Source organism: Rhodococcus sp. Q (assembly GCF_005503035.1).
Taxonomy (GTDB): domain Bacteria; phylum Actinomycetota; class Actinomycetes; order Mycobacteriales; family Mycobacteriaceae; genus Rhodococcus_G.
The window spans coordinates 184,945-196,655 of record NZ_SCOY01000002.1 but is presented as its reverse complement, the minus strand read 5'-3'; the positions used below and the strand labels follow the sequence as shown (position 1 = coordinate 196,655).

The 11,711-nt window shown below is 68.9% G+C and carries 10 protein-coding genes; 5 read left to right on the top strand and 5 right to left on the bottom strand.

Going from position 1 to position 11,711, the window contains the following annotated elements:
- The first annotated feature begins 22 nt into the window (after positions 1–22).
- Positions 23–832: a metal-dependent hydrolase gene (locus tag FFS72_RS03180; RefSeq protein ID WP_137872580.1), complete on the top strand. Its 810-nt coding sequence runs from the start codon at positions 23–25 to the stop codon at positions 830–832.
- Here FFS72_RS03180 and FFS72_RS03175 read toward each other — a convergent pair.
- Positions 795–1,838, bottom strand: coding sequence for a TIGR03617 family F420-dependent LLM class oxidoreductase (locus tag FFS72_RS03175; RefSeq protein WP_137872579.1), 1,044 nt, complete (start codon positions 1,836–1,838; stop codon positions 795–797). The two genes, FFS72_RS03180 and FFS72_RS03175, sit on opposite strands and share 38 nt — an antisense overlap.
- A gap of 21 nt (positions 1,839–1,859) precedes the next feature.
- On the bottom strand, positions 1,860–2,987 hold the full coding sequence (locus tag FFS72_RS03170; RefSeq protein ID WP_137872578.1) for a lycopene cyclase family protein: 1,128 nt from the start codon (positions 2,985–2,987) through the stop codon (positions 1,860–1,862).
- Between the two features lie 72 nt (positions 2,988–3,059).
- Between FFS72_RS03170 and FFS72_RS03165 the strand changes: the two genes are divergently transcribed.
- From FFS72_RS03165 to FFS72_RS03155, 3 genes are all read left to right on the top strand, one after another.
- Entirely contained in the window at positions 3,060–3,437 is a 378-nt protein-coding gene (locus tag FFS72_RS03165; RefSeq protein WP_137872577.1) for a DUF1622 domain-containing protein, read from the top strand.
- Between the two features lie 6 nt (positions 3,438–3,443).
- On the top strand, positions 3,444–5,075 hold the full coding sequence (locus FFS72_RS03160; RefSeq protein WP_137872576.1) for an ABC-F family ATP-binding cassette domain-containing protein: 1,632 nt from the start codon (positions 3,444–3,446) through the stop codon (positions 5,073–5,075).
- A gap of 92 nt (positions 5,076–5,167) precedes the next feature.
- A complete protein-coding gene (locus FFS72_RS03155; protein WP_137872575.1) occupies positions 5,168–5,395 on the top strand; it encodes a helix-turn-helix domain-containing protein in 228 nt (75 codons plus the stop codon).
- A gap of 3 nt (positions 5,396–5,398) precedes the next feature.
- Here FFS72_RS03155 and FFS72_RS03150 read toward each other — a convergent pair whose 3' ends face one another.
- The 3 genes from FFS72_RS03150 to acnA all read right to left on the bottom strand — a co-directional run bounded on the left by FFS72_RS03150 (position 5,399) and on the right by acnA (position 10,635).
- Entirely contained in the window at positions 5,399–7,003 is a 1,605-nt protein-coding gene (locus tag FFS72_RS03150; RefSeq protein ID WP_171018554.1) for a GMC oxidoreductase, read from the bottom strand.
- A 138-nt stretch (positions 7,004–7,141) separates the two neighbouring features.
- Positions 7,142–7,717 (bottom strand): TetR/AcrR family transcriptional regulator, encoded by a 576-nt coding sequence (locus FFS72_RS03145; protein WP_137872574.1) that lies wholly within the window; start codon positions 7,715–7,717, stop codon positions 7,142–7,144.
- 113 nt (positions 7,718–7,830) lie between these two features.
- Entirely contained in the window at positions 7,831–10,635 is a 2,805-nt protein-coding gene (gene acnA / locus FFS72_RS03140; protein ID WP_137872573.1) for an aconitate hydratase AcnA, read from the bottom strand.
- Between the two features lie 365 nt (positions 10,636–11,000).
- Between acnA and FFS72_RS03135 the strand changes: the two genes are divergently transcribed.
- Entirely contained in the window at positions 11,001–11,519 is a 519-nt protein-coding gene (locus tag FFS72_RS03135) for an Rv1476 family membrane protein (RefSeq protein WP_137872572.1), read from the top strand.
- Positions 11,520–11,711: the final 192 nt, after the last annotated feature.

Here is an 11,711-nt window from a genome sequence, read left to right as displayed (position 1 = left end):
TCGCGTTCGTGATGATGCTCTCATGGTGATGGGTGCGACCCACGCCGTTTCCGGCGCCGTCGCCGGTCTGCTGGCCGCGCAGGTGCTTCCGCCCGAGTGGGGTGGGCCGACGTCGACCGCCGAGATGTTCACCTTCGCCGGTGTGTGCGCGGGCGCCGCGTTGCTTCCCGACCTCGACACCGGTCAGTCGACCGTGGCTCGGTCCTTCGGGCCCGTCAGCTGGGCCCTCGCGAAGGTCGTCGACGAGGTGTCGCTCTGGTACTACCGCCTGACCCGAGGCCGACGCGATCCGAAACGCACCGGTGGGCACCGAACGCTCACCCACACCGCACTGTTCGCGATCGCGATCAGCTTCGGTGTGTCTGCGCTGGTCGTGGCGTTCGGGCGTCCCGCGGTCATCGGCACGCTGTTCCTCACGCTCGGACTGGCGCTACGGGGTCTCGCGGGAGGCTGGGCGAAACGCAGCGGCTGGATTGCCGTCACCCTCGTCGCGGGCGTGCTGGCTGCCTTGACCTGGACCTGGTACCCCGACGAGATCGGTTCGCGGGCACTCGGAGTCGCGGTCGGTCTGGGGTGCGCCGTGCACTGCCTCGGGGACGCCATCACCAAGGAAGGCGTCCCGTTCCTGGCTCCGCTGCTGCCGTGGCGGGGCAGGCGATGGTGGGAGTTTCAGCTGCCGTCGTGGCTGTCGATCCGGGCCGGGGGAACGTTCGAACGCGCTTTCCTCGGGCCGGTGTTGACGCTGATCGCGGGCGGACTCGCGCTCTGGGCGCTCGACGGAGTTCCCGAGGCCGTCAACGATGCACTGGTGCAGTTCGGGGCGCTGCGCTGAGGGTGTCCGCCGAGAGCGCTGCCACCAGGTCTCGCACGTGCGTGAGATCGACGTCGTATCCGGGGAAGTAGCAGCACACGCGGTCGGCGTGGTCGCCGAAACGGCGGACGATCTCGGCGGCGCACGCCTCCGGCGTGCCCCGCACGGCCAGCGTCTCGAGCATCGTGTCGTCGACCAGGGCGATCATCTCGGCGATCGCGCCACGCTTGGACAGGGCGTTGAGTTGCTCCTGCAGGTGCGCCCAGCCCTCCACCTCGAGCACGGGTCGGTAGGCGGGCGTCGACCCGTAGAACGCCAGCAGCGCCCGCACCCCGGTGGCTGCGGCGGTCAGTTCCGCGTCGGTTCGGCCGGTCGCCACGATCACCTGCGGGACGACCTCGAAGCCGTCGCGCTCCCGGCGCGCCAGGCCCAGTTCCACCGCGGGCAGAGTGCGTTCGTGGAAGTGCCGCTCACTGTGGAACGGCATCACGAGCAGGCCGTCCGCGACCTCGGCGGCGGTCCGCGTCATCACCGGGCCGAGCGCTCCGAGCAGGATCGGGGGTACGCCGTGCGGGTTCGGTCCCGGCACGAACGTCGGTGGCATGAGGGTGTGGGTGTGGAACTCGCCGCGGTAGTCCAGTCGGGTGCCGTTCTGCCAGGCCTCGAGGATCGCCCGGACGGCGAGCACGGTGTCGCGCATGCGGGCGGCCGGCCGGGACCAGGTCGACGAGTACCGCTTCTCGATGTGCGGGCGGATCTGTGAGCCGAGCCCGAGGCGGAACCTGCCCCCGCTCATCGACTGCAGGTCCCATGCGGCGTTCGCGAGGTGCATCGGGCTGCGGGGCAGGGCGATCGCGACGTTCGTCGCCAGGTCGACGTCGACGACTCCTGCCGCCGCGACGAGGGGGAAGAACACGTCGTGCGGTCCCTCGAAGGTGAACAGTCCGGCGGCACCGGTTCCGGCGAGTTCGACGGCCCGGCGGGCGGCGTCGACCGGTGGTGCGTCGAGCTGGATCTCGACCTTCATCAGGGCTCTCCTTCGTTGAGCTCAGTGGTGACGCGGCAGCGCGGCGCCGACCAGTGTGCGCCGCACGGGCATCGACGCGTGGCGAAACAGCGTCCACATCGCCGACGCGGTGGCGCGCGGCTCGGTGCGCCGCGACAGGTAGGCCCGCTGCAACTGCGGTGGCAGCGCGAAGAAGTCGTCGAAGAACTCGGGGACGAGCGGGGCCGGCAGTGCGAGGAGTGCCCGCAGACCCACCTCCCGCAGCGCTCGCACCGTGCGAGCGGGCCGCGGCCACAACGCCTTCCCCGGATCGTCTCCCGCGACGAGCGCCCCGACCAGGTCGTCGACAGCGCCGAGGGACGCCGCGACGCTGTAGCCGGTGCCGGGATGCGTCAGGGCGCCGCGAGACCCGAACGCCAGCGCGCCCCCGCCGGGTCGAGGTGCCTCGACGGGGAAGCGGACCTTCTCGACCTCCGCGTCGGTGGGGACGTCGACGCCGCGGTGGCTCAGCCGGGTGAGCAGTCGCTCGCGCAGCACGGACACGGGGAGCGCGGGACGGCCGACCAGACACGTCTCCTCGAGCAGCGTGCGGCCGTTCCCGACGGGGACCGCGTACAGGAACGACGGCGGATCGTCGGTCGTTGTTCCGTTGTCGCGTCGCCAGTCCATGAACAGCGCGGGCGCATGGCCCAGGGCAGGTGCTGCTGCCGCCGCGGGCAGGACGATCCCGTACGCCGTCTGCTCCGCCGCACCGCCGCCGGCCCGCAGGCCCCGCGCGTCGACAAGGTGCCGGGCCCGCAGCACCGTGCCGTCGCCCAGTGTCACCGCGGACCCGTCGAGGTGCAGGGCGCGGCCGGTGACGACCCGTGCGCTTCCGGTGTCGAGTGCGGCTCGGAAGATGGCGTTGTCGAGGACGACGTACTCGCGCTCGACAACGTGTTCGCGAACGGCCACGACGCGGGGCCCCGCGACGTCGGCGGCGACCACGCGTCGATCGAGCCAGGCGGGAAGCTCGTCCGCCCACATCGCGTACGTGGGGGTCCAGGCGCGATCGGGCGCGGGGTCGACGGCGACGACAGCGAGACCGGCGGCGTGCGCCCGGTGGGTGAGCGCTCGCCCCGCCGGGCCGAGCCCGACCACCACCAGGTCCGCCACGCCGCCATCGCTCACGATCACACACGGTAGCGGCGAACCTGCGACCCTGTTCCCAACCGAATCGGAGGAAGGTGGGGGGTCGTTGCCATGGATGTCGAATCCGTCATCTCGAACGTCGGGTCGGTCGTCGACATCGTCGGTGTGGCCGTCATCGTCGTCGGCGCCGCCGTCGCGAGTTGGATCGCGCTCTCCACGATCCGGTCCCGGCCCGGCGCCCCCGTGTACACCCCGTACCGGCGCAACCTGGGTCGCTCGATCCTCCTGGGGCTGGAGTTCCTCGTCGCCGCGGACATCATCAAGACCGTTGCCGTCACCCCCACTTTCGAGTCCGTCGGAGTCCTGGCGTTGATCGTGCTGATCCGGACGTTCCTGAGCTGGTCGCTCCAGTTGGAGATCAGCGGACGGTGGCCGTGGCAGGAGCGCGCGGACCGTGGCAGGGAAGGTGCCGGCGATCCGGTAGGCTGAACCGTCGTGATTACTGCCACCGACCTCGAAGTTCGTGCCGGTGTGCGAACCCTCCTCTCGGCGCCCGGATCGGCCCTGCGTGTGCAGGCCGGCGACCGCATCGGCCTGGTGGGCCGCAACGGTGCCGGCAAGACGACGACCCTCCGGATTCTCGCCGGCGAAGGCGAGCCCTACGCGGGCACCGTCGTCCGCAGCGGTGAGCTCGGTTACCTTCCCCAGGATCCGAAGGAAGGCAACCTCGACGTCCTCGCCAAGGATCGTGTCCTGTCGGCCCGCGGGCTCGACGAGATCATCCGCAGCATGGAGAAGCAGCAGACGATCATGGCCGAGGCCGTCGACGACGCCACGCGCGACAAGGCCGTCCGCAAGTACGGATCCCTGGAAGACCGCTTCGGCTCGCTCGGTGGCTACGAGGCGGAATCGGAAGCGGCGCGGATCTGCAGCAGCCTCGGTCTCCCCGACCGGGTGCTCGCGCAGCCGCTGCGCACCCTGTCCGGTGGTCAGCGCCGCCGTGTGGAGCTGGCACGCATCCTGTTCGCGGCCTCCGACTCGTCGGGTGGCAAGTCCACCACGACGCTGCTGCTCGACGAGCCGACCAACCACCTCGACGCCGACTCCATCACCTGGCTGCGCGGGTTCCTGCAGAACCACGACGGCGGCCTCATCGTCATCAGCCACGACGTCGACCTGCTCAACGACGTGGTGAACAAGGTGTGGTTCCTCGACGCGGTGCGCGGCGAAGCGGACATCTACAACATGGGCTGGAAGAAGTACCTCGATGCCCGCGCCACCGACGAGCAGCGGCGCCGCCGTGAGCGTGCGAACGCGGAGAAGAAGGCATCCGCGCTGCGCCAGCAAGCCGCGAAGCTCGGAGCGAAGGCGACGAAGGCGACGGCCGCGCAGAACATGGCCAAGCGCGCCGACAAGCTGATCGCCGAACTCGACGACGTTCGCGTCGCCGACAAGGTCGCCCACATTCGGTTCCCGGAGCCCGCGCCGTGCGGCAAGACGCCGCTCATGGCCAAGGGTCTGACGAAGGTGTACGGCTCGCTGGAGATCTTCACCGGCGTCGACCTCGCGATCGACCGCGGCAGCCGGGTCGTCATCCTCGGGCTCAACGGCGCGGGCAAGACGACGCTGCTGAGATTGCTTGCGGGAGCGGAGAAGCCGGACCTCGGGGAGCTCGTACCCGGCCACGGACTCAAGACCGGGTACTTCGCGCAGGAACACGACACCCTCGACGACGAGGCCAGCGTGTGGGAGAACATTCGGCACGCCGCGCCCGACGCGGGGGAGCAGGACCTGCGGGGTCTGCTCGGCGCGTTCATGTTCTCCGGCCCTCAGCTCGACCAGCCGGCAGGCACCCTGTCGGGCGGCGAGAAGACCCGCCTCGCGCTGGCCGGTCTGGTGTCCTCGGCGGCGAACGTGCTGTTGCTCGACGAGCCGACCAACAACCTCGATCCGATCTCCCGCGAGCAGGTGCTCGAGGCGCTGCGCAGCTACACCGGCGCCGTCGTCCTCGTCACCCACGACCCCGGCGCGGCCGAGGCGCTGAACCCGGAACGCGTCATCCTGCTCCCGGACGGCACCGAGGACCACTGGTCGCAGGACTACCTGGACCTCATCTCGCTGGCCTGACGGCCGGCCCAGGCCGAGGTCGAGGATCTGTACTAGCCTGGATTTCGAATGGTGACGTGCATCACATCGGGTGTCTTTCGAGGGGACTGGTGATGGCAGATCTGAAGCAGGTGAGGAAGGGCACGCGCATCTCTGGCGGCGCCCGCGACGAAATGCAGACCGAGGTCCGCGCCCGCTACGTCGGGGGCGCCAGCATCCGATCCCTCGCCGACGCCACCGGACGCTCCTACGGCTTCATCCGAACCCTGCTCACCGAGTCCGGAGTCGAACTGCGCGGGCGCGGCGGCCCCAACCGTCGCCGCGCCGTCCGCGGTGCCTGACAACTAGCCCCGACGCTGCGCCAGGAATCGGTCGAGAGTGCGTTCGGCGAGTGCGGTGATGGTGAGCGACGGATTGACCAGGCCGACCGCGCCCGGTGCGAAGGCGCCGTCGACGACATACAGGTTGTCGTACCCGAGGACGGCGCCGTCCATCGTTGCCGCGTGGTTCATCACGACCCCACCGAGCCCGTGGTAGGTACTCGCGGATCCGAATCCGACCGCCCGCGAGTAGACGGGGATTCCGCTGAGGGGACGACCGTGCCGGACCTCGGCGCGCTGGCGGAACTGTTCGGCGAACGCGGCCCCGCGTCGGTCGAGGGCATTGCCTTCGGGGTGGGGGTAGTTGATCACCGCGGTGCCGATGGCGTGGTCGAAGTCGATGGTCCCGCGCTCGTCGCTGTGCACCTGAATGAGGTTGGTGGTGGCCAGCTTTCCGAGAGGTGACGGCAACGGCGTCGAGTGGTAGACGATCGACGCGGGGCCGCCAGGCAGGTCGTCCTCGTAGACACGTCCGAATCCGGGCCCGCCCTGCAGGTCTCCGTAGTCGTCCGACAACGCGGTCCGCGCGGTGAGGAAGTCCCCGTTCGCGCCGAAGCCCTCGCCGATGCGCGGGGACAGGTTGGGGAGCGTGCCCTTCGCGCGGGCCTCGACGAGCATTCTGGTCGTGTGGAACGACCCGGCGGCCATGAAGAGGTAGTCGGCTTCGGCGGTGACGATTCGCACCGTTCGGTGCTGGTCGTCGATGACTCGAGCAGACACGACGAAGCCGGGTCGCCGATCTCGCGGCCGGATCTCGAAGACCTCGTGCATGGCGTGGATCGTCACGTTTCCGGTGCGTTCCGCAGCGGGCAGGTAGTTGCGATCGACGGAGTTCTTGGCGCCGCTGTTGACGCCGAAACCCAGTTCCCCGTTGGTGATCGAGGCGACAGCGCGACCCTCGAGCTCGGCGCGCACGATGTCCCAGTCGATCGCGTAGTCGAAGGCGACCGGCTCCTTGCCGTATCGGCGGGCGGTCGCCTGCCACGACCGGGTGCCCACGTAGCGAGGATGGGCCATGATGTCGGCAGGCAGCGGGGAGGCGCCGAGCATGGTCTTCGCTCGCGGGTAGTAGGTTGCGGCGAGTTCGTCGAACCCGGCGCCGCCGGGGAAGACCTGCTCGAAATCCTGCTTCCGGGGGACCGGCGTGAAGGATCCGAACGCCAGGGAACCGCCACCGACTCCGGCTCCGTACACGGAGTCGATTCCGTTGCCCTTGACGCGATCGAGGATGCCCGGGTACCGGCCGACCGGGATGCCGACCGTCGCGGTGGCGCCGACGGTGTCGCTGAACCACGCGGCACGGCCGTCGGGGCGCAGGAGCGTGGCGAAGGTGTCGCCGTCGGGCCGGATCGGCCAGTGCCGTCCGCGCTCGAAGACGGTGGTCGCGATGCCGGCCTCGCCGAGTCGTAGCGCTGCCACGGCGCCGCCGAAACCGGTCCCGATCACGATCGCGGTTTCCTGGCCGTCGACGGCGGCACCGGCGACACCCGACCGGGCGAGGGAGGCGGCGCCGAGCGCGCCGAGGGCGCCCGCGCCGACCGCGGCACGCAGCAGCGCCCGCCTCGACATCGGGGTGACGGGTGTAGTTGAAGATGTGATCACAGTCGCGACAGTAACGGGCGTCACATAGGTAAGCGATACCTAAGTCTATGGGGAATCTCACGCGGCCGGTCGACGCAAAACCGCCACGCCCGCGGGCGCTTTCGGCTAGTCGGACGTGCGCTGAGCCCGCACCGATTCCTCCACCAGGTCGAGTACGGCGGACAGGTTCTCGCCGCCGTGGCCCGATGCGATTCGGGCGATCAGACCGTCGAGCACCAGGTCGAGGTACCCGACCAGCACGTCGGTCGGCAGGTCGTCACGCAGGCGACCGGCTTCCTTCTGGCGTTCCAGCCGAGCAACCGTGGCCTCGGTGAGTTCCTCACCCCGCCGGCTCCACTCCTTTGCGAACGCGGGGTCCGTGCGCAGACGACGCGAGATCTCCACCCTCGTCGCCAGCCAGTCGAACTGGTCCGGCTGCGCAAGCATGTCCCGCATCACCTGGACCAGACCCTGCTCGGCGGCGACGTCGGCCATCCGCGTCGCGTCCTCCTGGGCGAGTGCCAGGAACAGGCCGTCCTTGTCCTTGAAATGGTGGAAGATCGCACCTCGCGACAACGCCGTCGCGTCCTCCAGCCTGCGCACCGTGGCGCCCTCGTAGCCGAACTCCGCGAAACAGCGGCGAGCGCCATCGAGAATCTGCCGTCGACGTGCCAGCAGGTGGTCCTCACTGACCTTCGGCACAGCCGGGTTCCTTTCGTACGAAAACGGAACGGCGGGCCCGAGACGAGACGTCCCGAGCCCGCCGTCAGCGCACTACACGGTCACTGCGTCACACAGTGACCCAGATGATCGGGTCAGCCCCGGATCATGTTGCGGAGCACGTACTGCAGGATGCCGCCGTTGCGGTAGTAGTCGGCTTCACCGGGGGTGTCGATGCGGACGACCGCGTCGAAGACGACCTTGTCGCCGTCTTCCTTGGTGGCGGTGACCTTGACGGTCTTCGGGGTGACGCCTTCGTTGAGCTTCTCGATGCCCTCGAAGTCGAAGACCTCGGTGCCGGTCAGTCCGAGGGACTTCGCCGACTCGCCCACCGGGAACTGCAGCGGGATGACGCCCATGCCGATGAGGTTCGAGCGGTGGATGCGCTCGAAGGACTCGGTGATGACGGCCTTGACGCCGAGCAGGCTGGTGCCCTTGGCCGCCCAGTCACGCGACGAGCCGGAGCCGTACTCCTTGCCGCCCAGGACGACCAGCGGGATGCCGGCTGCCTGGTAGTTCTGCGACGCGTCGTAGATGAACGACTGCGGTGCGCCTTCGAGGGTGAAGTCGCGGGTGTAGCCGCCGGAGACGCCGTCGAGGAGCTGGTTCTGCAGGCGGATGTTCGCGAACGTGCCGCGGATCATCACCTCGTGGTTGCCACGACGGGAGCCGAGGGAGTTGTAGTCCTTGCGCTCCACGCCGTGCGAGTCGAGGTACTGCGCGGCGGGGGTGCCGGGCTTGATCGGACCTGCCGGGCTGATGTGGTCGGTGGTGACCGAGTCGCCGAGCAGCGCGAGGACGCGGGCGCCGGAGATGTCGGTGACCGGAGCCGGGTCCATGGTCATGCCGTCGAAGTACGGAGCCTTGCGGACGTAGGTCGAGTTGTCGTCCCACGCGAAGGTGTCGCCCTCGGGGGTGCTCAGACCCTGCCAGCGCTCGTCACCGGCGAAGACGGTGGCGTACGAGTTGCGGAACATGTCCTGGCTGATCGCCGACTTGATGGTGTCGTCGATCTCCTGCGCGGACGGCCAGATGTCCTTGAGGAACACGTCGTTGCCGTCGGCGTCCTGACCCAGGGCGTCGGTCTCGAAGTCGAAGTCCATGGTGCCCGCGAGGCCGTAGGCGATGACCAGCGGCGGGGACGCCAGGTAGTTCATCTTGACGTCGGGGGAGATACGGCCTTCGAAGTTGCGGTTGCCGGAGAGCACCGCGGTGACGGAGAGGTCGTTGTCGTTGATGGCCTTCGAGATCGGCTCGGGCAGCGGGCCGGTGTTGCCGATGCACGTGGTGCAGCCGAAGCCGCCCAGGTAGTAGCCGAGCTTCTCGAGGTACGGCCACAGGCCGGCCTTCTCGTAGTAGTCGTTGACGACCTGCGAGCCCGGAGCCATGTTGGTCTTGACCCACGGCTTGGTGGACAGGCCCTTCTCGACCGCGTTGCGGGCGAGGAGAGCTGCGCCCAGCATGACGGACGGGTTGGACGTGTTGGTGCAGGACGTGATGCCCGCGACGACCACGGCGCCGTGGTCGAGGATGAAGTCGCCCTGCTCGTCGGTGGTGACCTTGACCGGCTTGGTCGGGCGACCCTCGGCGCCGTTCGCAGCCGAGGCCACGGCTCCTGCGGCGTCATCCGCGAAGGAGAGCGCGGCGGGATCGGACGCGGGGAACGACTCCTCGACGGCCTCGTCCAGCTGGCTGTGATCGGCCGGGTTGTGGTCCTCCACGTAGGTGTGGATGTCCCTGCGGAACGCGTTCTTCGAGTCCGACAGCAGGATGCGGTCCTGCGGACGCTTCGGGCCTGCGATCGAGGGCACGACGGTGCCGAGGTCCAGCTCCAGGTACTCGGAGTAGGCCGGCTCGTGCGCGGCGTCGTGCCACATGCCCTGTTCCTTGGCGTACGCCTCGACGAGAGCGAGCTGCTCGTCGCTGCGGCCGGTCAGGCGCAGGTAGTTGATGGTCTCGCCGTCGATCGGGAAGATCGCTGCGGTGGAACCGAACTCGGGGCTCATGTTGCCGAGGGTGGCGCGGTTCGCGAGGGGAACCTCGGCGACGCCCGCACCGTAGAACTCGACGAACTTGCCGACGACACCGTGCTTGCGGAGCATGTCGGTGACGGTGAGCACGACGTCGGTCGCGGTGACGCCCGGCTTGATCTCACCGGTGAGCTTGAAGCCGACGACGCGCGGGATGAGCATGGAGACCGGCTGGCCGAGCATCGCAGCCTCGGCCTCGATGCCGCCGACACCCCAGCCGAGCACGCCCAGGCCGTTGACCATCGTGGTGTGGGAGTCGGTGCCGACGCAGGTGTCGGGGTAGGCCTGACCGTTACGGGTCATGACGGTCGGCGCCAGGTACTCGATGTTGACCTGGTGGACGATGCCCATGCCCGGGGGGACGACCTTGAAGTCGTCGAACGCGCCCTGGCCCCAGCGGAGGAACTGGTAGCGCTCGCCGTTGCGCTCGTACTCGAGGTCGACGTTGCGTTCCAGGGCGTCTGCGCGGCCGAAGACGTCGAGGATGACCGAGTGGTCGATGACCATGTCGGCGGGGGAGAGCGGGTTGACCTTGTTCGGGTCGCCGCCGAGGGTGGCAACGGCCTCACGCATGGTGGCGAGGTCGACCACGCAGGGCACGCCGGTGAAGTCCTGCATGATGACGCGGGCAGGGGTGAACTGGATCTCGACGCTCGGCTGGGCCGACGGATCCCAGTTGGCGATCGCGCGGATGTGGTCGGCGGTGATGTTGGCGCCGTCCTCGGTGCGCAGCAGGTTTTCTGCCAGCACCTTCAGGGCGTAGGGCAACTTCTCGGTGCCGGGGACCGCGTTGAGGCGGAAGATCTCGTAGGAGTTCTCACCGACCTCGAGGGTTCCCTTGGCGCCGAACGAATCAATACTGGTGCTCACGGCAGCTCCACTCGTCTTGAGGTTCGCCGTCGACGGGGCTGTGCCGACGGCAAGCGAGGCTCGTCGCGGCGACCAGGGAGCCGTTCGACTCGAGTCGCACCCGACCGGACGGTCGCGCCGAAATACCTCGCAACAACTCTAACAGTACGCTTGTCCTGTTGAGACTCGCGGGCAGGGTGCTCCGCGCGTCACACCTCGTGATCCTTGTCTCCGGGGCTGCTGTCCGCAATGTGAGTGCGCCTTCCCGGAGGGCGTCTCGGCGAAACGGCAATGTCACTCTGTCCGATTCCTGCGCAACAGTCCCGTAATGTGCGTGGCGGTCCCGCGGCGCCCGCCGCACCCGCTACCGACGCTCCGGAAGAAAGATGCCTGTTTCCCACACCATCGCGTTCCTCCCGGCCCCCGCCGACATTCCGAACAGCGTCGATATCGACACCATCCTCGCCGACCTCCAGGACGACGGGGTGTCCGCGCCTGCCGACGACGTGGCCGGGCTCCAGGACGTGGTCGCCCGTGCGGACCGCGAGGGGATCACGCTTCGGGTGGTGGTGCTCGACGAGAACCCGGGACGCGACTCGCAGCTGCGCGACATCGCGACCGACGTCGGTGAACAGCAGGGGGGAACCGTCCTGGTCCTCAGTCCGAACTGGGTGGGGACGTCCAGCGACGCGCTGCCCCGCGTCGCGGTCGAGGATGCGCAGGATCACGCCTACACCGGCAACGCGGTGGCTTCCGCGAACCAGTTCCTCGATGCGGTCGTCGAGCCGGATGCGCCGTACGGACTGATCACGGTGGGGATCCTGCTCGTCGTCGGCGCTGGCGCCGCCGTGACGTGGCGCCTGCGCTCGCGTCGGGCCGCGGCCGCGACACGCGTGGAGGACTGACCGCCACCCGCGCGTCGGCGGTTCGAATTCTCAAGCCGGAAAATATCTTTCGCTGCCCGCGAGTTACTCCCAGTACAGGCGGGGTGTGTGCGGTGTAATTACTCCTGTGTCAGTTGTGACTGGAGTTTCGCTAGTTCGCGAAGTGTCGTACGGTGCCAATGGCACTCTTGGGGAAGAAGTGTCGCTGCGGGC

Bases quoted from the DNA above. Each gene is read 5' to 3' on its own strand.
- FFS72_RS03180 (WP_137872580.1), top strand. From the start codon at position 23: ATGGTGATGGGTGCGACCCACGCCGTTTCCGGCGCCGTCGCCGGTCTG.
- FFS72_RS03175 (WP_137872579.1), bottom strand. From the start codon at position 1,838: ATGAAGGTCGAGATCCAGCTCGACGCACCACCGGTCGACGCCGCCCGC.
- FFS72_RS03150 (WP_171018554.1), bottom strand. From the start codon at position 7,003: ATGTCGAGGCGGGCGCTGCTGCGTGCCGCGGTCGGCGCGGGCGCCCTC.
- FFS72_RS03165 (WP_137872577.1), top strand. From the start codon at position 3,060: ATGGATGTCGAATCCGTCATCTCGAACGTCGGGTCGGTCGTCGACATC.
- FFS72_RS03135 (WP_137872572.1), top strand. From the start codon at position 11,001: ATGCCTGTTTCCCACACCATCGCGTTCCTCCCGGCCCCCGCCGACATT.
- FFS72_RS03155 (WP_137872575.1), top strand. From the start codon at position 5,168: ATGGCAGATCTGAAGCAGGTGAGGAAGGGCACGCGCATCTCTGGCGGC.